Genomic DNA, 19,694 nt, shown 5'->3' with positions numbered 1-19,694 from the left:
GACGGCGGCGTTCAACGGTTAACCGAGGATGTCCAGCACCTGCTCAGGCGGTCGGCCAATGCGCGCCTGACCATTTGCCACCACAATGGGGCGCTCCATCAGTTTAGGGTGTTCAACCAGCGCCTGGATTAACGCCTCTTCACTTAGCTGGCTATCCGCCAGGTGAAGCGTTTTATAGAGATCTTCTTTCTGGCGCATCAGTTCGCGCGCGCTGGACATGCCCAACATACGCAGCAGTTCCCGCACGGTGGCGGCGTCGGCGGGCGTATCCAGATAAAGCACCACTTCCGGTTCCACGCCGTTAGATTTCAGCAGGTTCAGCGTGTCGCGGCTCTTCGAGCAGCGCGGGTTATGGTAGATTTTAATCGTGTCGGTCATGAGTTCTCCTTGTGACGCCATCCGGCTAATAAACGGCGATTACATTTTCGTGTATGGCTTGAAGCGTTCCTGTAACTGGCGCAACTGGTCGATACGCGCATCGTAACGCGCCTGTTGCTGACTACCCAGTTTTGCCTGGGCGCTGGCGCTACTGAGCAGTGAAATTGCCTGATCCAGTCGTCCCGCCAGCGCATAACTTTCAGCGCGCGCCGCCAGCTCCTGATCGCGGTTGTTCAGCGCGGCTTCGGCCTGAGCAAGCAGATCCCAGCCGTTACCGTCATCTTTATGGCTAAAGGTGTAGCGATTCAGAATGGTTTCCGCCGCTTTTGGCTGGCCTCCCTGGAGGTACGCATTGGCGAGGTTTAACTGCAGCACAGGATTAACGCGCAGATCGCGGGCATTTTTCAGGCGATTAATCGCGTCGTTGGCTCTTTTCTGCCCCAGGTCAATATCGGTGGCGAGGTCAAGATACCAGGCATTATTCGGTTCCGCGCTTAATAGCGGCTGCAACGTTTTGCGCGCTTCATCGTACTTGCTCGCTTCCATCGCCTGCAACGCCCGGCCATATTGCGCCGCATGTTGCTGACGCACGTTGCCTTTAGACCATTGATCCAGCAGGTCGCTGGTGAGCTGGTTACGTCCGGAATTGTACATTCCCAGGGCGCGCGCTTTGGCGAAATAAAAGTCGGCGGAAGATTGCACCACGACCGGGCGCATCTGGTTGGCACGGTTGCGGGCATCCGCAAGGCGGCTTTCCGGTAAGGGGTGAGTGAGCAAAATTTCAGGCGGGCGCGTGGAGTAACGCGCCTGGTCGAGCAGTTTTTCGAGGAAAGAGGGCATCGCCTGTGGGTCAAATCCGGCGCGTTGCAGTACCTGAATACCAATACGGTCGGCTTCTTGCTCATTTTGCTGGGTGAAACTTATCATTCCCTGGCGCGTTCCCGCCAGAGTACCGGTTAGCGCCGCCATACCGGCCTGTGGGCTGGCCATGGCCAGCAAAATGGAACCCAGCGCGCCCACCCAGGTAAGCGGCGCGCTGCGCTTTTGATCTTCCATCGCGCGCGCCAGATGGCGCTGCGTAACGTGGGAAATTTCATGCGCCATGACTGAAGCTAGCTGGCTTTCGTTATCCGCGTAGCGAAAAAGCGCCGAGTGCAGCACCACATTGCCGCCAAAGAACGCGAACGCGTTGATTTCGTCATTATTGATCAAGAAAAAATGGAAGGGCGTTTTGACGGAGTCGGCGTGCGAGACCAGACGCATCCCCAGCGCGTTAATGTATTGCACCAGCAGCGGATCGTTGATTAACGGCGCGCTGCCGCGTAGCTGGCGCACATAAAAGTCGCCCATTTGCATCTCTTGTCCAATAGAAAGCGTGCTTCCTGCCGAGGTTCCCATATCGGGCAGCGTGTCGGCAGGGTCGGCAAATGCGGGCGCGACCTGACCGAGAGCCAATGCTGCAATGAGGGTTGCCACCAGGTTTTTTTTCAACTGCCTGAACATAACCTCTATCCTGTTGTTTTGAGATAGCCCTTTGACCAACGTCGTGAAATATCGTTCCACGCTCCGACACTTCATAAGTGTAACTGTGATGAGCACAGACTCACTATTTTAGTTTCCTGAATCAACGATAAAAAGCGAAGTCTTTTTTGTGACATTTCGATACAATTCGGCATCACAATCCCGCAGTTGAGTTCTGGGAAGGGTTTTATGCTCGAAATGTTAATGCAATGGTATCGCCGTCGCTTCAGCGACCCGGAGGCGATTGCCTTGCTGGTCATTCTGGTGGCTGGTTTTAGCATCCTCTTTTTCTTTAGCGGCCTGTTAGCGCCGCTGCTGGTCGCAATCGTACTGGCCTACCTGCTGGAGTGGCCGACGGCGCGCCTGCAGGCGATTGGCTGTTCTCGGCGCTGGGCAGCCTCCATTGTCCTTATCCTCTTTGTCGGCATTCTGTTATTAATGGCGTTTGTGGTGATGCCGATTGCCTGGCAGCAGGGTATTTACCTGATTCGTGATATGCCCGGTATGCTGAATAAACTGTCCGATTTCGCCGCGACCTTGCCGCGACGCTATCCGGCGCTGATGGATGCGGGCATTATTGATGCGATGGCGGAAAACATGCGTACCCGGATGCTTAACATGGGCGATTCGGTGGTGAAGTATTCGCTGGCTTCGTTAGTCGGGCTACTGACGCTGGCGGTATATCTGGTGCTGGTGCCGCTGATGGTCTTTTTCCTGGTAAAAGATAAAGAGCAGATGCTGAATGCCGTGCGCCGCGTGCTGCCGCGTAATCGCGGGCTGGCGGGGCAGGTGTGGAATGAGATGAATCAGCAGATCACCAACTATATCCGCGGAAAAGTGCTGGAGATGGTGGTGGTGGGCGTAGCGACCTGGCTGGGCTTTTTGCTGTTTGGCCTCAACTATTCGCTACTGTTGGCGGTACTGGTGGGCTTTTCGGTCCTGATCCCCTATATCGGCGCCTTTGTGGTGACAATTCCGGTGGTGGGCGTCGCGCTGTTTCAGTTTGGCCTGGGGACGGAATTCTGGAGCTGTTTTGCCGTTTATCTGATTATTCAGGCGTTGGATGGCAATCTGCTGGTACCGGTACTTTTCTCCGAAGCGGTGAATTTGCATCCGCTGGTGATTATTCTCTCAGTGGTGATTTTCGGCGGTCTGTGGGGTTTCTGGGGAGTGTTTTTCGCCATTCCATTGGCGACGCTGATTAAAGCCGTTGTCCATGCCTGGCCGGATGGTCAGGTGACGGATGCCTCATCCTGAGCGGTCTGTACAAAAGTTGTAAAGCGTGAACGACATCATAGTGCCCTGCCGCCATTTTGCGCACGCCTGATGAGGGACAAGCGCTTAGAAAGCCGCTCTTTTTTTTAATGCCGCACCGTGTTGCGGCATTTTTATTGTTGGAACCTACAAAATTCTCGCTGTAAAGCCGCCAAAATTTGGTGACTTAGCCTAAGCATTCTTCTGAGAAATTCGTTAATAAGTGACATCATTGATGCGAGATTGTTTTTTTAATGTGAAGCGATAACGAAACAGGGAATGAGTGTGTTGAGAAAACATTACTTGAAAGGGTATACCGCGCGGCAAATTGTACAGCGAGCCATGAAAATTATTCCTTACTCGGTAAACGTCATGGATGAGCATGGCGTCATTATCGCGTCTGGCGAACCTTCGCGGCTTCGCCAGCGTCACGAAGGGGCCATTCTGGCGCTGAAGGAAAACCGTATTGTAGAAATTGATTCCGCTACTGCCAATCAGCTAAAAGGCGTGCGATCCGGCATTAATCTTCCCATCTCTTTTCATGAACAGCTTATCGGCGTGGTCGGCATTACCGGCGAACCGGAGGAGGTTCGCGCGTATGCCGAGCTGGTTAAAATGGCGGCGGAGCTGGTGATCGAGCATATGGTGCTGATCGAACAGCGACAGTGGGATAAACGCTATCGCGAAGAGCTGATCAACCAATTGATTTTGCGAGAAAATTCAACAGAGTCGTTGCGCTCCATGGCGGCCTATCTGGGTATTGATCTGGCGGTTCCCAGAGTGGTGCTGATTATTGAACTTTCCCAGCCGGATCGCGAAGCGTTGCGCAATGTAATGGATTATTTCGAGAATCACGCGCGCAACCATTTGGTGACGTTTACCGAATTTAATGAATTAATCATTATTAAGCCTATCACGTTAAAAGAGGGAAAGTGGAATACCCGCCAGGAAATGGGCGAATTGCAGATTTTTAAATCATGGGCTGCATCATCGGGCTTTAGCCGTATTTTGGTTGGGGGTTATTTTGCCGGCGAGACGGGATTGCACCGATCTTTGCTCACTGCGAGAGCCACGCAGGCGATGGCGAAAAGACAAAAGCTGCGCAGCCAGTACATTTTTTATCATGACCACGCGCTTCCCGCGCTGCTAAGCGGGCTGTCTGAAAGTTGGCAAGTGCAGGAGTTATCGCGTCTGTGGCTGCAACTGGCGCAACATGACGCGAAAGGCGTATTGCAACAGACGCTGCGGACCTGGTTTGAACATAATTGTGACCTGACGCAAACAGCCAAAGCATTGCATATTCATGTGAATACATTGCGCTATCGCTTACAGCGCTGTGAGGATATTACGCACATAAAAATCAACGAGTTAAAAAGTACGCTTTGGCTTTATATCGGTATGGAGCTCCAGGCCGAATCTGTACCGTCCGACAAGTTACCGCTGCCAGGTCGAATCGAAATTTGTTGAAAGCTCCAGCGGATTTTTAGGCGGGTTTTTCCATACTGCGCGCTCCATGTTAAAGGAGGCGCAGTATATGACGTCGATATCCACCCTGGGAGCCATTGCCGCATTGGTTGTGGCCATCGTATTAATTTTAAGAAAAGTGTCGCCAGCCTACGGCATGATGGCGGGCGCGCTGGTCGGCGGTTTGATTGGCGGCGCCGATCTTCTGCAAACCGTGTCGCTGATGGTGTCAGGCGCGCAGGGCATCGTTAATGCTGTATTGCGTATTCTGGCCGCAGGCGTACTGGCGGGCGTATTAATTGAGTCCGGGGCGGCGAATACGATTGCTGAGACGATTGTCCGCAAAGTGGGGGAAACCCGGGCGTTATTGGCATTAGCCATTGCCACACTATGTCTGACCGCCGTCGGCGTATTTATTGATGTGGCGGTGATTACCGTCGCGCCGATTGCGCTGTCGATTGCGCGTAATGCAGGCCTGTCAAAAAGCGCTATTCTGCTGGCGATGGTCGGCGGCGGCAAAGCGGGTAACGTGATGTCACCCAACCCGAACGCTATTGCCGCCTCCGATGCGTTTCATGTTCCTCTTACCTCTATTATGCTGGCGGGCGTGGTTCCGGGCATCGTTGGGCTTATTATCGCCTATCTGTTAGCGAAACGGCTGAATAATAAAGGCGCGGGCGTCGCCGATCATGAAGTGACTCACCATGATGACTCCGTCGCCAGACCCGGTTTTCTGGTGGCGATTAGCGCGCCGCTGGTCGCTATTTTCCTGCTTTCTCTCCGTCCGTTTGCCGGCATTTCCATTGACCCGTTAATTGCCCTGCCCGTAGGGGGATTGGTCGGTCTGCTGTTGATGGGACGCGCGCGCCACTGTAACCAGTACATGGTCGCCGGTCTGATGCGTATGGCGCCTGTCGCTATTATGTTGCTGGGAACCGGTACACTGGCCGGCATTATCGCTAATTCCGAACTTAAAGATGTCCTGATTCATGGCCTCACCGCTTCGGGATTGCCGTCCTGGCTGCTGGCGCCCGTGTCTGGCGCCATGATGTCAATGGCGACGGCCTCAACCACGGCGGGAACGGCGGTGGCGTCCGGCGTTTTCTCTCCCACGTTACTTGAACTTGGCGTTTCCGCCCTGGCGGGAGCCGCTATGATCCATGCGGGCGCCACGGTGCTGGACCATCTGCCGCACGGCAGCTTTTTCCACGCGACGGGCGGCAGCGTCAATATGCAAATTCATGAACGTTTAAAGCTAATGCCGTATGAAACGCTGGTGGGGTTAGCCATTACCTTTATTTCTACTCTGATGTTCGGTTTCTTTGGTTTTGCAGGATAATCCCTATGAAAATTGTTATTGCTCCTGATTCATTTAAAGAAAGTTTGTCCGCAATGGCGGTCGCTGAGGCGATAGAAAAGGGGTTCCGCGAAATTTATCCTGACGCCGACTACGTTAAAGTGCCCATGGCGGATGGCGGGGAAGGAACCGTACAATCAATGGTGGAGGCCAGCGGCGGGCGTTATGTTGACCAGTGGGTACAAGGCCCGCTTGGGCAACCGGTGGCCGCGCGCTGGGGAATGCTGGGCGATAGCGATACCGCCGTGATTGAAATGGCGGCGGCATCCGGACTGCATCACGTTTCGCCTGAATTGCGCAACCCGCTTAATACCACCAGCTACGGCACCGGCGAGTTAATCGTCGCGGCGCTGGAGCGTGGCGTAAAGCGTATTATTCTGGGAATTGGCGGCAGTGCGACGAATGACGGCGGTGCGGGGATGATGCAGGCGCTTGGCGTTATATTGCGCGATAAACAGGGGCGCTCGCTTTCTCCGGGCGGCGAGGCGCTGGCGGCGCTGGCGTCTATCGATTTGTCCGGTTGTCACCCATTGCTGCGTAAGGTATCGATAACCGTGGCGTGTGATGTCAACAATCCGTTGTGTGGTCCCCAGGGCGCATCGGCCATCTTTGGCCCACAAAAAGGGGCGACAGCGGAAATGGTGAACACCCTGGACGCGGCGCTGGAAAACTGGGGCCGACATATTTATCAGGCTACGGGGCGTGAGGTGATTAATGCTCCCGGCGCGGGCGCGGCAGGTGGAATGGGCGCCGCGCTTTTAGGATTGCTCAATGCGGAATTACGCGCCGGCGTAGAGATTGTCGTGGAAACGCTACAGCTTGAGCAGGCGGTTAAAGATGCCGATCTGGTGATTACCGGAGAAGGGCGGCTGGACAGCCAAAGTATTTGCGGCAAGACGCCGATTGGCGTCGCCAGAGTGGCGAAGCGGTATCATAAACCGGTTATCGCGCTCGCCGGTGGGCTGCAGCACGATCATCACGTTGTGTATCAGCAGGGTATCGATGCGGCGCTGTCGATTTTGTCGCATATCGTTACGCTGCCGGAAGCCTTACACGAGGCGGAATATAACCTGAGCCTGTCGGCGCGCAATGTGGCGGCGATATGGCGTCTGGCGCGGCAAGCCTGACGGCGCATTCCCTTTCCAGGCCGCACATCAGCGCGGCCTGAGGCTTTTACGCGTTTTCTTTCAGCCAGTTCAGCACCACATCATGGTGATTGCTGGTTTTAAAATCATTAAAGACGTGTTCAATCTTACCATCAGCGTCAATCAAAAAGCTGATGCGGTGAATGCCGTCATACGTTTTGCCCATAAACGACTTTTCGCCCCAGACGCCGAACTGTTCACACACCTGATGGTTTTCATCGGACAAAAGGGTAAAGTTCAGCAGCTCTTTTTCAGCGAAACGGGAGAGTTTTTCAGGTTTATCGGTGCTGATGCCCAGCACGTCCACGCCTGCTTTTTTGAGCTCGTCCATGTTATCGCGTAAGCCGCAGGCCTGCACGGTACAGCCGGGTGTCATGGCTTTTGGGTAGAAATAAACCAGAACGCGCTGTCCCTGGAAGTCGGTCAAATTTACTTGTTCCCCGTCTTGATCCGGCAAGCTAAATTTCGGTGCGATATCACCGGCTTTCAGTGGATTCATTACTTAACTCCATCCTGTTCATCATGTTGTGAGTAATTGACGACGTTTATACTGCCTTGCGCATTGAGTTCTGTACATAGTGCTTTAAAGGCTTGCTCAATATTTGCGGAATTTTGCGACGCCGGGCTATGTGCGGTGATTTGAATAAATAATTGCGCAGCTTTATCACCTTCAGCCGGCTGCGTGCGGGAGACCAGCTCCGCAATATTCATTTCATGACTATTAAACAGCGCGGTGAATCGCTCAATTAAATGCGGGGAGTCGGCGACCTCAACCTGAACCCATACCGTCGCGGGCATTGCCGGGCGGGGGCGGTCGGACGTCCGTTTCATCACAATCAGCAGATCCAGCTCCGCGCCTTTTAACGGCAATGTCGATTCAATCAAGGTAATCGCGTTCCACGTGCCGGACAACAGCATAATAAACGTGAATTCATCGCCCAGCATCGCCAGTCGGCTGTCTTCGATATTACAGCCGCAACTGCTGACATGGCGAGTAATGGTATTCACAATACCGGGCCTGTCGGCGCCCAGCGCAGTGATAACCAAATAGTGTTGTGATGACGGTGTCAAACCAGTTATTCCTTTGAGCGGTGAGGTAATCTTAAGGAAACCATAAAAAAAACCTGCATACAACAATCAGAACGGCTTTGGTCGCTTGCTTTTATTGCCATACCAAACGTACCATTGAGGGACTTGTTTGCACAGAGGATGGCCCATGTTCACGGGAAGTATTGTCGCGCTTGTTACGCCGATGGATGAGAAAGGTAACGTCAGTAGGTCTTGCCTGAAAAAACTCATTGATTATCATGTCGCCAACGGTACCTCGGCGATTGTTTCGGTTGGCACCACCGGCGAGTCTGCCACGCTAAGCCATGATGAACATGGCGATGTCGTGATGATGACGCTGGAACTGGCTGACGGACGTATTCCGGTTATCGCTGGCACGGGCGCAAACGCGACCGCGGAAGCGATTAGCCTGACGCAGCGTTTTAACGATAGCGGCATTGTTGGCTGCCTGACGGTAACGCCGTACTACAATCGCCCCACGCAGGAAGGTTTGTTCCAGCATTTCAAAGCCATCGCGGAACACACTGACTTGCCGCAAATTCTGTATAATGTGCCGTCCCGTACCGGTTGCGACATGTTGCCGGAAACCGTGGGTCGTCTGGCGGAAATAAAAAATATTATCGCTATCAAAGAGGCGACAGGGAACTTAACCCGCGTTCACCAGATCAAAGAGCTGGTTTCAGACGATTTTATTCTGCTTAGCGGCGATGACGCGTCCGCGCTGGACTTTATGCAACTGGGTGGTCATGGCGTGATTTCCGTTACGGCTAACGTAGCGGCGCGCGAGATGGCTGACATGTGCAAACTGGCGGCGGAAGGGCAATTTGCCGAGGCGCGCGCTATCAACCAGCGTCTGATGCCGTTACACAACAAACTATTTGTCGAACCCAATCCTATCCCGGTGAAATGGGCATGTAAGGCATTGGGTCTTGTGGCGACCGACACGCTGCGCCTGCCAATGACGCCTATCACGGACCATGGTCGTGACATCGTCAAAGCAGCGCTTCAGCATGCTGGCCTGCTGTAAAGTTTAGGGAGATTTGATGGCTTACTCAGTACAAAAGTCGCGCCTGGCGAAGGTTGCGGGTGTTTCGCTTGTTTTGCTGCTCGCTGCCTGTAGTTCCGATTCGCGCTACAAGCGCCAGGTAAGCGGCGATGAATCCTATCTGGATGCCGCGCCGCTTGCTGAACTTCACGCCCCGGCAGGAATGATCCTGCCGATAACGACCGGCGACTACGTTATTCCGGTCACGAAGGGGAGCGGCGCGGTTGGTAAGGCGTTGGATATCCGTCCGCCGGCGCAGCCGTTAGCGTTAGTGAGCGGCGCGCGTACCCAGTTCTCTGGCGATACCGCTACGCTATTGGTGGAAAATGGCCGTAGCAGCACGCTGTGGCCGCAAGTCGTCAGCGTGATTCAGGCGAAAAATTATCCGATTGAAAAACGTGACGATGCCAGCCAGACCCTGACGACCGATTGGGTGAACTGGAACCGCCTGGATGAAGACGAACAGTATCGTGGACGTTATCAAATCTCGGTGAAGCCGCAGGGCTATCAGCAGGCGGTAACGGTAAAACTGGTTAATCTGGAACAGGCTGGCAAGCCGGTCGCTGACGCGGCGTCGCTGCAGCGCTATAGCACGGAAATGATGAACGTCATTTCCGCCGGTCTGGATAAGACCGCTACGGATGCGGCAAATGCCGCGCAGAACCGTTCCGCCGCAACGATGGATGTGCAGAGCGCCGCTGATGATACCGGTTTACCTATGCTGGTCGTTCGCGGTCCGTTCAACCTCGTGTGGCAACGCCTCCCGGCCGCGCTGGAAAAAGTGGGCATGAAAGTCACCGACAGCACTCGCTCTCAGGGCAGCATAGCGGTAACGTACAAACCGTTGTCTGACAGCGACTGGCGGGATCTGGGCGCTAGCGACCCGGGCCTGGCATCCGGAGACTATAAATTGCAGGTCGGCGATTTAGATAACCGCAGCAGCTTGCAGTTTATCGATCCTAAGGGGCATACTCTGACGCAAAGCCAGAACGACGCGCTGGTTGCCGTCTTCCAGGCAGCGTTCAACAAGTAATTTAACAGGGCTGGAGTAATCCGGCCCTTTTTTCTGATAAGATACGCAAACGTGTGCGTCGGTACAAAAACGCGATTTAACCGCTATTTCGCACCACAATTACAGGCCGACGTCTCCGGCAGGCGTAGCAGGAAATGAATACTTATCGTTAATTCACACCCAGGAGTGTTAAAGATGCAAAAGCAAGCTGAGTTGTATCGTGGTAAAGCGAAAACCGTATACAGCACGGAAAACCCGGACCTGTTGGTGCTCGAATTCCGCAATGATACGTCAGCAGGGGATGGCGCGCGCATTGAACAGTTTGATCGCAAGGGCATGGTAAATAACAAATTCAACCATTTCATTATGACCAAACTGGCCGAGGCGGGCATCCCGACCCAGATGGAACGTTTGCTGTCTGATACCGAGTGTCTGGTGAAGAAGCTGGAGATGGTGCCGGTTGAATGTGTGGTGCGCAACCGTGCGGCTGGGTCGTTGGTCAAGCGTCTGGGCGTGGAAGAAGGCATGGAGCTTAACCCGCCGATATTCGATCTGTTCCTGAAAAACGACGCGCTGCACGACCCGATGGTGAATAGTTCCTACTGTGAAACGTTCGGTTGGGTAAGTCAGGAAAATCTGGCGCGTATGAAAGAGCTAACCTACAAAGCCAACGACGTACTGAAAAAACTGTTTGATGACGCGGGTCTTATCCTGGTGGATTTCAAGCTGGAGTTTGGCCTGTATAAAGGCGAAGTGGTGCTGGGCGATGAGTTTTCGCCGGACGGTAGCCGCCTGTGGGATAAAGAGACGCTGGACAAAATGGACAAAGACCGCTTCCGCCAGAGCCTGGGCGGTCTGATTGAAGCCTATGAAGCCGTCGCGCATCGACTGGGCGTGAAATTAGATTAATTCCGCTTCTGACCGGAGGGCAACCGCTCTCCGGTATCATCCTTTCCTCATTCTGATAGCGTTTACCTGTGGTAATCCTGCGCCTGACCGCCTACGATCATCTGTATAACAAAGAGAGAATGAGGTGATTATGCGCTGGCAAGGGCGTCGTGAAAGTAACAATGTAGAGGACAGACGTAATCGGCCAGGCGGCCCCTCGCTGGGTGGCCCAGGCTTTCGTCTTCCGCGCGGAAAAGGCGGCATCATTCTGTTGGTGGTGGTGTTGGTCGCAGGGTACTATGGGGTGGATTTAACCGGTCTGTTGACCGGTCAGCCGGTTTCGCAGCAGCAGTCGACGCGTTCGATAAGCCCCAATGATGATGAAGCGGCAAAATTTACCTCGGTGATTCTGGCGACGACCGAAGATACCTGGGGGCAACTCTTTCAAAAAATGGGGCGCGGCTATCAGCAGCCAAAACTGGTGATGTACCGTGGTATGACGCGCACCGGCTGTGGTGCGGGTCAGTCCGTGATGGGGCCGTTTTACTGCCCGGCGGACGGCACCGTCTATATCGATCTCTCATTTTACGATGATATGAAAAATAAGCTGGGCGCGGACGGTGATTTTGCTCAGGGTTATGTCATCGCCCACGAAGTCGGCCACCACGTACAAAAACTGTTAGGTATTGAGCCTAAAGTACGCCAGTTACAGCAAAACGCGTCGCAAACGGAGGTGAATCGCCTTTCGGTGCGCATGGAGCTACAGGCGGATTGCTTTGCCGGCGTGTGGGGACACAGTATGCAGCAGCAAGGTGTACTGGAGGCGGGCGATCTGGAAGAGGCGCTCAATGCCGCACAGGCTATCGGCGACGATCGCTTACAGCAACAGGGGCAGGGGCGCGTCGTGCCGGATAGTTTTACCCACGGCACCTCAGAACAGCGCTACAGCTGGTTTAAGCGTGGATTTGACAGCGGTGACCCGGCGCAATGTAATACGTTTGGCAAAAACTTTTGATAAACCGGGGCAGGGATGTCTGATATCGATGCGCTACAGGCGTTAACGTCGCAAATGACACAGGAAGGCATTCGCCGTTTACTGGTCATCAGCGGCGATGCGGCGTGGTGCCGGGAGCGGGCCGAGGCGATACGCGCTGTATTGCCCGGTGACTGGCTGTGGGTCGCGCCTGACGCGCCCGCCCAGCCGCGCTGTACGCCACAGGCGTTACAAACGCTGCTGGGCCGTGAATTCCGTCATGCGATATTTGATGCCTGGCAGGGCTTTGACGCCGCAGCGTTTGCCGCTCTGAGCGGGACCTTGCAGGCCGGAAGCTGGCTGCTTCTGCTGATGCCGCCGTACGAGACGTGGGAAAGCAGACCTGATACCGATTCACTGCGCTGGAGCGACTGCGCGCAGCCTATCCCCACACCGCAGTTTGCACAGCATCTTAAACGGACTTTCTCCCGCGATCCGCAAACGCTGCTTTGGCGACAGCGCCAGCCGTTTTGCTGGCCATCTTATCCTTCCCGTGAATGCTGGCGACCCGCCACCGGCGAGCCGCAGCCGGAGCAGGCGGCTATCTTATCGCGTTTACGTGAAATGCCGCCCGGCGTGGCGACGGTGATTGCCCCCCGTGGGCGCGGCAAATCGGCGCTGGCCGGGCAATTCATCTCCCGGATGGCGGGCACGGCTATCGTGACCGCACCGGCGAAAACGGCAACGGATATCCTGGCAGCGTTTGCCGGTGAGCGGTTCTGCTTTATGGCGCCGGATGCGCTGCTGGCGAGCGGGGCAAGAGCCGACTGGCTGGTGGTTGACGAGGCGGCGGCAATCCCCGCGCCGCTGCTGCTGCAACTGGTTTCGCGCTTTCCCCGCATACTACTCACCACCACCGTTCAGGGCTACGAAGGCACCGGACGCGGTTTTTTACTTAAGTTTTGCGCCCGTTTTCCGCAGCTTCACCGCTTTACGCTTCGTCAGCCTGTCCGCTGGGCGCCAGAATGCCCGCTGGAAAATATCGTCAGCGAGGCGCTGATATTCGACGATGAAGCGTTTGCGCAGGCGCCGCATGGCGGGATAGCAATCTCGGCATTTTACCAGCAGGCCTGGGGAAAGACGCCCGCGTTGCCGAGGGCTGTGTATCAGTTACTGTCGGGGGCGCACTATCGTACTTCGCCGTTGGATCTGCGCCGAATGATGGATGCGCCAGGACAGCATTTCTTGCAGGCTACGGCGAATAACCGTGTGGCGGGCGCCCTCTGGCTGGTCGAAGAGGGCGGGTTATCCGCAGAGCTCAGTCAGGCTGTATGGTGCGGTTTCCGGCGTCCGCGTGGAAATCTGGTGGCGCAGTCGCTGGCGGCGCACGGTAGCGACCCTTTAGCCGCGACGCTGGTCGGGCGTCGCGTAAGCCGTATCGCGGTGCACCCCGCCCGTCAGCGCGAAGGCATCGGTCAGCAGTTGATTGCCTGCGCGTGCGAGCAGGCGGCGCAGTGTGATTATCTTTCCGTCAGCTTCGGCTATACGCCGGAGCTGTGGCGCTTCTGGCAACGCTGCGGCTTTGTGCTGGTACGGATGGGCAGCCATCGGGAGGCGAGCAGCGGTTGCTATACGGCGATGGCGTTATTGCCGCTGAGCGACGCGGGAAAACGGCTGGCGCAACAGGAACATCGGCGTTTGCGCCGCGATGCGGATATCCTGACACAGTGGAACGGCGAGGCGATACCGCTGGCGGCGTTAGACGAACAGGCGCTTAATGATGAAGACTGGCGTGAGCTGGTCGGCTTTGCTTTCGCGCACCGCCCGCTACTGACATCGTTAGGTTGCCTGCATCGTTTACTGCAATACAGCGCATTGCCATTACCGGCGCTGAGAGGGCGGCTGGAGGAAAAAGCCAGCGATGCCGAACTGTGCGCCCGGCTACGCATTTCAGGCCGTAAAGCTCTGCTGGCGTTGCAGCGTGCGCAGGCGGCGCAGGCGCTAATTGCGCTGGATGCCGGACGAACGCAGCGTTTGCGCGACGTAATGCCCGGCGGTGGGGACCATACCGGATAGCGATGCCTGTCCGGCATGTTATCCGGTTACTTTTTCGGCTGATCTTTCTTCGGCCAGTCGTCTTCATCGTCCCACTTATCGTTAAAATCGCGATGCGGGGGCAGCTCAGGTTTGTTGGCAAGGAATTTCTTATGGTCGATGCGTTTGAGATCTTTGATCACATTCAGCAGTACGCCTACCAGAAACACCAATACCAGAATCCACCAATATTTTGCCAGCCAGTCCATGCTTATTTCCTCTTACCGGAACGCTCATCAGGCGACGAGCTGTTCCATAATACGTTGATACATACGGGCCAGTAGCTGGAGATCGGCGGCATTCACACATTCATTAATTTTATGAATGGTGGCGTTCACCGGCCCCAGTTCTACCACCTGCGCTCCCATACGGGCGATAAAACGTCCGTCGGACGTACCGCCCGTCGTCAGTAATTGCGGTTTAATTTCATTATAGTGCTCAATGGCGTTTACCACCGCGTCCACCAGCTTGCCGCGCGCGGTCAGGAACGGCTGACCGGAAAGCCACCAGTCTACGGTATAGCGTAGCTGATGCTTCTCAAGCAGCGCATGTACCCGTTCTTTGATCATCTCATCGGTCAGTTCCGTGCTAAAACGGAAGTTAAACTGCACGAACAGTTCGCCGGGAATGACATTATTGCTGCCGGTGCCTGCCTGGATATTGGCTACCTGCATACTGGTGGCCGGGAAAAAGTCATTGCCCCGATCCCACTCGATAGCGACCAGTTCATTAAGAAAAGGCGCAGCGCGATGAACAGGGTTATCCGCCAGATGCGGATAGGCGACGTGCCCCTGAACGCCATGAATAGTGAGGTTACAGGTGAGGGAACCGCGACGTCCGTTTTTGACGACATCGCCCACAATTTCGGTACTGGAGGGTTCGCCGACCAGACAGTAATCCAGCCGCTCGTTACGGGCCATCAGCGCTTCAACCACCTTTACGGTGCCATTTTTTGCGCTGGCTTCCTCATCAGAGGTAATCAAAAATGCGAGACGGCCCCGGTGATGAGGATGCTGCGCAACAAAACGTTCAGCAGCCACTACCATGGCCGCCAGTGAACCTTTCATATCCGCCGCGCCGCGACCGAACAACATTCCGTCGCGAATCGTAGGTTCAAACGGCGGATTGATCCAGCGATCGACATCGCCAGCCGGTACGACGTCAGTATGCCCGGCGAACGCCAGCGTTTCGCCACGCCCACGCCATGCCCAAAAATTTTGCGTGTCGCCAAAATCCATATGCTCAATGGTAAAACCGATTTTACGCAGGCGTTCAATCATTAATGCCTGACAGCCTGCGTCATCCGGACTCAGGGAGGGGCGACGAATAAGTTGCTGTGTCAGCTCAATAACCGGGCACGACATAGACTACACCTCATCAAAAAACTGCTGATAACGGGATTCACTGAAACCAAGCAGCATAGGCTTCCCGGGCGCGCAGAGCAATGGGCGTTTGATGATTGCCGGCTGTTCAACCATGAGAGCAGCGGCGGAGTCGGCATCGGTAATCCCGCTGCGGTGGCCTTCATCCAGTTTGCGCCATGTTGTGCCGCGCGTATTCAGTAGAGGCTGCCAGCCGAGTTCGGCAATAAAGGTATTAAGAAGAGGGAGGTCTATGCCATCCACACGGTAATCGTGAAAACGATAATCAATGCCATGCTCCTCCAGCCAACGGCGCGCTTTTTTGATCGTGTCGCAATTCTTAATGCCATAGAGGGTAATCATATTGAATCCTTTAACGCGAAATTCGAATAAATAATCAATAGTATCGTCTGCGGGATAATAAGTGTGGCCGTTTATGGTTATTTATCCAGCACTGATCGGCAATCAATATAACATTGTTGAGTGAATGTGAATAATGATTCCAAAACGTTCCAGATGTGGCTTGTTTATACTTCGTGGAATAAATCCTATTTTGTGCATATGCAATTGTTTGTTTTTTAACCCAATTTGATAAAGTAGTAGAAAAGGTATTAATGTTGCTAAATATTGCAGTAAGTCACATAAAATTTACGGCTACAGCGCCATAGTAATATCATAGACAGCATAACCAGAGGATATCGCAACAATCGGTTAAATGAACTTCTCTCTATACCGCTAACTACGTAGAATACCCATAATAATAAGAGAGGCTATTATGATTGAACGTGAACTGGGGAACTGGAAAGATTTTATCGAAGTCATGCTTCGTAAATAAATGCCTGGAAGGCACCGCGCTCCCATAGAGGATAAGAAAAGGCGACTCAACGAAAGTCGCCTTTTTTGTGCCCGATGACCCGTATCAGGCTGGCCGGGAGCTTATTCCGGGCGCGGCTTCAGCGGGAAGCGGCGACGTATCAGCACGAAAAACAGGGGTACAAAGAAGATAGCCAGAATGGTTGCTGAGATCATTCCCCCCATCACGCCGGTTCCGACAGCATGTTGGCTACCCGAGCCTGCCCCGGTGCTGGTGGCCATCGGCAATACGCCAAAGATAAATGCCAGCGAAGTCATCAGTATCGGTCGCAGGCGCTGGCGGCTGGCGTACAGCGTGGCGTCTAACAGCTCGTGTCCCTTCTGATTCATTTCGTTGGCGAATTCCACAATCAGAATCGCGTTTTTCGCCGAGAGGCCGATAACGGTCAACAGCCCCACCTGGAAGTAAACATCGTTTTCCAGCCCGCGCATCCAGGTGGCGAGTAACGCGCCGATGACCCCGAGCGGCACAACCAGCATCACCGAGAAGGGCACCGACCAGCTTTCATACAATGCCGCCAGACACAGGAAGACGACTAATAGCGAAATAGCGTACAGCGCAGGCGCCTGCGCGCCGGAGAGCCGTTCCTGGTAAGACATGGCTGTCCATTCCAGGCCAAAACCGCCCGGTAGCTGATGCACCAACGACTCCATGACATCCATCGCCGTCCCGGTACTGACCCCCGGCGCGGCCTCTCCGACAATTTCTACCGCCGAATAGCCGTTATAGCGTTCCAGACGCGGCGATCCGGTTTCCCAGCGCGAGGTGGCGAAGGCGGAGAAGGGGACCATGCCGCCCTCTTTGTTACGGACATACCAAAGATTAATATCATCCGGCAACATACGATATTTCGCTGCGGCCTGAACATAGACCTTCTTCACGCGGCCCCGGTCCATAAAGTCGTTGACGTAGCTCGACCCCCAGGCTGTTTGCAGGGTGTCGTTGATATCGTCAATCGATACGCCCAGCGCCTGCGCTTTCCGTTGGTCAATATCAATTTGCAGTTGCGGGCTGTCGTCCAGGCCGTTGTGACGCACGCGGGTCAAGGAACTGTTTTTCCCGGCCAGCTCAATGAGTTGATCTCGTGCGGCCATCAGCGCGTCATGGCCTGCTCCGGCGTGATCCTGTAATTCCATATCAAAACCGGCGGAGCTGCCCAGACCGCTAATTGCCGGCGGGCTGCTGGCGAAGACGCGAGCTTCTTTAATCTGGTTAAACGCTTTTGTCGCCCGCTCAATAATGGCGAACGAGGAGCCGGTGGTGGGATCGCGCGCGTCCCAGTCTTTCAAGCGAACAAACATGCGTGCGACGTTTTGCCCATTCCCTCCAGGGCCGGAACCTACCGTCGAGAAGACCGACATAATGTTGTCTTTCTCATGGGTGAAGTAATAGTTTTCAACCTTTTCAACGACTTTCAGGGTCTGCTGTTGCGTAGAACCGCTCGGTAGCTGGATAGACGTAGTGAACATGCCCCGATCTTCTTGCGGCAGAAAGGAGGTGGGGAGACGCAAAAACAGGAACACCATGCCGCCAAGCAACAGAACATAAATCAGAATCCAGCGCAGGCTGCGATGCAAAATTTTCGCTACGCCTTTCTCATAACGTTCGGCATTACGATTGAAGGTACGGTTAAACCAGCCGAAAAATCCGCGTTGCCCGTGTTGTTCGCCTTTGTGCAGCGGTTTTAATAACGTTGCGCACAGCGCCGGCGTCAGGATCATGGCGACCAGCACCGACAGCACCATTGCCGAGACAATGGTGATAGAAAACTGACGATAAATCGCCCCGGTGGTACCGCCAAAGAACGCCATCGGCACGAATACCGCAGACAGCACCATCGCGATACCGACCAGCGCCCCCTGGATTTGTCCCATGGATTTGCGCGTCGCTTCACGCGGCGTGAGCCCCTCTTCGCTCATGATACGTTCGACGTTTTCCACCACCACGATGGCATCGTCGACCAGGAGCCCGATCGCCAGCACCATCGCGAACATGGTTAATGTGTTAATACTGTAGCCAAACGCGTAAAGCACGGAGAAGGTGCCCATTAATACTACCGGCACGGCGATCGTCGGAATGAGCGTGGCGCGAAAGTTTTGCAGGAACAGATACATCACCAGGAAAACCAGCGCGATAGCTTCCAGCAACGTTTTGACCACATCGATAATCGAGGCTTTGACAAAGGAGGTGGTTTCATACGCGATCTTGTATTCCAGGCCGTGAGGGAAGTACTGCGCCAGCTCGTTGAGGCGATCCAGTACCAGCTTTGCGGTCGCCATTTCGTTCGCGCCGGAGGCCAGCTTAACGCCAAGGCCGGAAGCCGGATTGCCGTTAAAACGGCTGAGGTAGTCATATTTTTCCGCCCCCAGCTCCACGGTGGCGACATCGCCCAGTTTGACCTCGGAACCGTCCTGATTAACGCGCAGGGTGATATCGCGAAATTGTTGCGGCGTTTGCAGCAGCGACTGCGCATTAATGGTGGCGTTCAGCGCCTGCTTGTCGACCGAAGGCGTACCGCCAAGCTGCCCGACGGCGATTTGCGCATTCTGCGACTCAATCGCATCGGTCACGTCTTTCGTGGTCATCTGAAAACTATTCAATTTGGCCGGATCGAGCCAGATACGCATAGAGTACTGTGAACCATAAGCGTCAATATCGCCCACGCCGTTGACGCGGCTGAGCGGGTCCTGAATATTACTGGCGACGTAGTCGGCGATATCCTGCTTGTCCATAGAACCGTCGGTAGAGACGAAAGCGATGGTCAAAATATTGGTATCGCCCGTTTTGCGTACCGTGACGCCTTGATCCTGTACCGCCTGCGGCAGTTTACGCATCGCGGACTGTAACTGATTTTGCACCTGCTGAACCGCCTCATCAGGATCGGTTCCCGCAATAAAGCTCAGCGTGATGGTCGCCTGTCCGGTTCCGCTGCTTTGTGATGACATGTACATCAGATTATCGAGGCCCGTCATATTCTGCTCAATAACCTGGGTTACGGTATTTTCCAGCGTTTGCGCCGACGCTCCCGGATAATTCGCGGTAATACGTACGTTGGGCGGCGCCAGATCGGGATATTGTTCAACAGGTAAAGAGAAAATGGCTAACGCCCCTGTCAGACACAACAGGATAGCCAGCACCCAGGCAAAAATGGGGCGATCGATAAAAAAATTCGCCATTAAAGGGAAACCTCGTGTTTCTACATATCGTTATAGATTTGAACTGCTTCACTGTAGCGGCAAGCTACGAGCCAAACGTGGAGA

General features: G+C 54.6%; 18 protein-coding genes. 10 read left to right on the top strand and 8 right to left on the bottom strand.

Features of this window, described 5'->3' with window-relative positions; all coding sequences use genetic code 11:
* Positions 1-18: 18 nt before the first annotated feature.
* A complete protein-coding gene (arsC, locus tag NA197_RS15930) occupies positions 19-378 on the bottom strand; it encodes an arsenate reductase (glutaredoxin) (protein WP_000132650.1) in 360 nt (119 codons plus the stop codon).
* Between the two features lie 39 nt (positions 379-417).
* The gene (gene bepA, locus NA197_RS15925; protein ID WP_000489630.1) at positions 418-1,881 is read right to left on the bottom strand and encodes a beta-barrel assembly-enhancing protease; all 1,464 of its coding nucleotides are present in this window, start codon (positions 1,879-1,881) and stop codon (positions 418-420) included.
* Between the two features lie 207 nt (positions 1,882-2,088).
* On the opposite strand from bepA, the gene NA197_RS15920 reads away from it, so the two are divergent.
* The 4 genes from NA197_RS15920 to NA197_RS15905 all read left to right on the top strand — a co-directional run bounded on the left by NA197_RS15920 (position 2,089) and on the right by NA197_RS15905 (position 7,101).
* Positions 2,089-3,156, top strand: coding sequence for an AI-2E family transporter (locus tag NA197_RS15920; protein ID WP_000892056.1), 1,068 nt, complete (start codon positions 2,089-2,091; stop codon positions 3,154-3,156).
* Positions 3,157-3,432: 276 nt separating this feature from the next.
* The gene (locus NA197_RS15915; protein ID WP_001533732.1) at positions 3,433-4,620 is read left to right on the top strand and encodes a sugar diacid recognition domain-containing protein; all 1,188 of its coding nucleotides are present in this window, start codon (positions 3,433-3,435) and stop codon (positions 4,618-4,620) included.
* 67 nt (positions 4,621-4,687) lie between these two features.
* The gene (locus NA197_RS15910) at positions 4,688-5,956 is read left to right on the top strand and encodes a GntP family permease (RefSeq protein WP_000200859.1); all 1,269 of its coding nucleotides are present in this window, start codon (positions 4,688-4,690) and stop codon (positions 5,954-5,956) included.
* A gap of 5 nt (positions 5,957-5,961) precedes the next feature.
* The gene (locus NA197_RS15905; protein WP_000706377.1) at positions 5,962-7,101 is read left to right on the top strand and encodes a glycerate kinase; all 1,140 of its coding nucleotides are present in this window, start codon (positions 5,962-5,964) and stop codon (positions 7,099-7,101) included.
* A 46-nt stretch (positions 7,102-7,147) separates the two neighbouring features.
* Here the strand turns inward: NA197_RS15905 and bcp are convergent, their stop codons facing one another.
* Together bcp and NA197_RS15895 are read right to left on the bottom strand one after the other, a co-directional pair.
* On the bottom strand, positions 7,148-7,618 hold the full coding sequence (gene bcp / locus NA197_RS15900; RefSeq protein WP_001068686.1) for a thioredoxin-dependent thiol peroxidase: 471 nt from the start codon (positions 7,616-7,618) through the stop codon (positions 7,148-7,150).
* Positions 7,618-8,190: a glycine cleavage system transcriptional repressor gene (locus tag NA197_RS15895; RefSeq protein WP_000189061.1), complete on the bottom strand. Its 573-nt coding sequence runs from the start codon at positions 8,188-8,190 to the stop codon at positions 7,618-7,620. The genes bcp and NA197_RS15895 overlap by 1 nt, the downstream gene beginning before the upstream one ends.
* A 145-nt stretch (positions 8,191-8,335) precedes the next feature.
* Between NA197_RS15895 and dapA the strand changes: the two genes are divergently transcribed.
* From dapA to tmcA, 5 genes are all read left to right on the top strand, one after another.
* A complete protein-coding gene (gene dapA / locus NA197_RS15890) occupies positions 8,336-9,214 on the top strand; it encodes a 4-hydroxy-tetrahydrodipicolinate synthase (protein ID WP_000494020.1) in 879 nt (292 codons plus the stop codon).
* A gap of 16 nt (positions 9,215-9,230) precedes the next feature.
* Entirely contained in the window at positions 9,231-10,265 is a 1,035-nt protein-coding gene (gene bamC, locus NA197_RS15885; RefSeq protein ID WP_064042922.1) for an outer membrane protein assembly factor BamC, read from the top strand.
* Between the two features lie 174 nt (positions 10,266-10,439).
* The gene (gene purC, locus NA197_RS15880; RefSeq protein WP_001171630.1) at positions 10,440-11,153 is read left to right on the top strand and encodes a phosphoribosylaminoimidazolesuccinocarboxamide synthase; all 714 of its coding nucleotides are present in this window, start codon (positions 10,440-10,442) and stop codon (positions 11,151-11,153) included.
* A 130-nt stretch (positions 11,154-11,283) separates the two neighbouring features.
* Complete coding sequence (ypfJ, locus tag NA197_RS15875; RefSeq protein ID WP_001267523.1) at positions 11,284-12,147, top strand: KPN_02809 family neutral zinc metallopeptidase; 864 nt, start codon at positions 11,284-11,286, stop codon at positions 12,145-12,147.
* 15 nt (positions 12,148-12,162) lie between these two features.
* The gene (tmcA, locus tag NA197_RS15870; RefSeq protein ID WP_064042923.1) at positions 12,163-14,181 is read left to right on the top strand and encodes a tRNA cytosine(34) acetyltransferase TmcA; all 2,019 of its coding nucleotides are present in this window, start codon (positions 12,163-12,165) and stop codon (positions 14,179-14,181) included.
* A 26-nt stretch (positions 14,182-14,207) separates the two neighbouring features.
* Here tmcA and NA197_RS15865 read toward each other — a convergent pair whose 3' ends face one another.
* The 3 genes from NA197_RS15865 to NA197_RS15855 are packed head-to-tail and all read right to left on the bottom strand — an operon-like array spanning position 14,208 to position 15,923.
* The gene (locus tag NA197_RS15865; RefSeq protein ID WP_000383839.1) at positions 14,208-14,408 is read right to left on the bottom strand and encodes a YpfN family protein; all 201 of its coding nucleotides are present in this window, start codon (positions 14,406-14,408) and stop codon (positions 14,208-14,210) included.
* 27 nt (positions 14,409-14,435) lie between these two features.
* Positions 14,436-15,563 (bottom strand): succinyl-diaminopimelate desuccinylase, encoded by a 1,128-nt coding sequence (gene dapE / locus NA197_RS15860; RefSeq protein WP_001277825.1) that lies wholly within the window; start codon positions 15,561-15,563, stop codon positions 14,436-14,438.
* A 3-nt stretch (positions 15,564-15,566) separates the two neighbouring features.
* Positions 15,567-15,923, bottom strand: a complete 357-nt coding sequence (locus NA197_RS15855; protein ID WP_000631925.1) for an ArsC family reductase — start codon at positions 15,921-15,923, stop codon at positions 15,567-15,569.
* 412 nt (positions 15,924-16,335) lie between these two features.
* Between NA197_RS15855 and ypfM the strand changes: the two genes are divergently transcribed.
* The gene (gene ypfM, locus NA197_RS15850; RefSeq protein ID WP_001386977.1) at positions 16,336-16,395 is read left to right on the top strand and encodes a protein YpfM; all 60 of its coding nucleotides are present in this window, start codon (positions 16,336-16,338) and stop codon (positions 16,393-16,395) included.
* Between the two features lie 101 nt (positions 16,396-16,496).
* On the opposite strand, the gene acrD is transcribed toward ypfM, so the two are convergent.
* Entirely contained in the window at positions 16,497-19,610 is a 3,114-nt protein-coding gene (gene acrD, locus NA197_RS15845; protein WP_023194223.1) for a multidrug efflux RND transporter permease AcrD, read from the bottom strand.
* Positions 19,611-19,694 lie beyond the last annotated feature (84 nt).

The organism is Salmonella sp. NW884, from assembly GCF_051700745.1.
Classification (GTDB): domain Bacteria; phylum Pseudomonadota; class Gammaproteobacteria; order Enterobacterales; family Enterobacteriaceae; genus Salmonella; species Salmonella enterica.
Note: the sequence above shows the minus strand (reverse complement) of the source record. Positions and strands in the feature narration are given on the sequence as shown.

What these genes read in the sequence shown, in the direction of transcription:
- arsC (WP_000132650.1), bottom strand. Translation starts at nt 378, where the DNA reads ATGACCGACACGATTAAAATCTACCATAACCCGCGCTGCTCGAAGAGC.
- bepA (WP_000489630.1), bottom strand. Translation starts at nt 1,881, where the DNA reads ATGTTCAGGCAGTTGAAAAAAAACCTGGTGGCAACCCTCATTGCAGCA.
- NA197_RS15920 (WP_000892056.1), top strand. Translation starts at nt 2,089, where the DNA reads ATGCTCGAAATGTTAATGCAATGGTATCGCCGTCGCTTCAGCGACCCG.
- NA197_RS15915 (WP_001533732.1), top strand. Translation starts at nt 3,433, where the DNA reads ATGAGTGTGTTGAGAAAACATTACTTGAAAGGGTATACCGCGCGGCAA.
- NA197_RS15910 (WP_000200859.1), top strand. Translation starts at nt 4,688, where the DNA reads ATGACGTCGATATCCACCCTGGGAGCCATTGCCGCATTGGTTGTGGCC.
- NA197_RS15905 (WP_000706377.1), top strand. Translation starts at nt 5,962, where the DNA reads ATGAAAATTGTTATTGCTCCTGATTCATTTAAAGAAAGTTTGTCCGCA.
- bcp (WP_001068686.1), bottom strand. Translation starts at nt 7,618, where the DNA reads ATGAATCCACTGAAAGCCGGTGATATCGCACCGAAATTTAGCTTGCCG.
- dapA (WP_000494020.1), top strand. Translation starts at nt 8,336, where the DNA reads ATGTTCACGGGAAGTATTGTCGCGCTTGTTACGCCGATGGATGAGAAA.
- bamC (WP_064042922.1), top strand. Translation starts at nt 9,231, where the DNA reads ATGGCTTACTCAGTACAAAAGTCGCGCCTGGCGAAGGTTGCGGGTGTT.
- purC (WP_001171630.1), top strand. Translation starts at nt 10,440, where the DNA reads ATGCAAAAGCAAGCTGAGTTGTATCGTGGTAAAGCGAAAACCGTATAC.
- ypfJ (WP_001267523.1), top strand. Translation starts at nt 11,284, where the DNA reads ATGCGCTGGCAAGGGCGTCGTGAAAGTAACAATGTAGAGGACAGACGT.
- tmcA (WP_064042923.1), top strand. Translation starts at nt 12,163, where the DNA reads ATGTCTGATATCGATGCGCTACAGGCGTTAACGTCGCAAATGACACAG.
- NA197_RS15865 (WP_000383839.1), bottom strand. Translation starts at nt 14,408, where the DNA reads ATGGACTGGCTGGCAAAATATTGGTGGATTCTGGTATTGGTGTTTCTG.
- dapE (WP_001277825.1), bottom strand. Translation starts at nt 15,563, where the DNA reads ATGTCGTGCCCGGTTATTGAGCTGACACAGCAACTTATTCGTCGCCCC.
- NA197_RS15855 (WP_000631925.1), bottom strand. Translation starts at nt 15,923, where the DNA reads ATGATTACCCTCTATGGCATTAAGAATTGCGACACGATCAAAAAAGCG.
- acrD (WP_023194223.1), bottom strand. Translation starts at nt 19,610, where the DNA reads ATGGCGAATTTTTTTATCGATCGCCCCATTTTTGCCTGGGTGCTGGCT.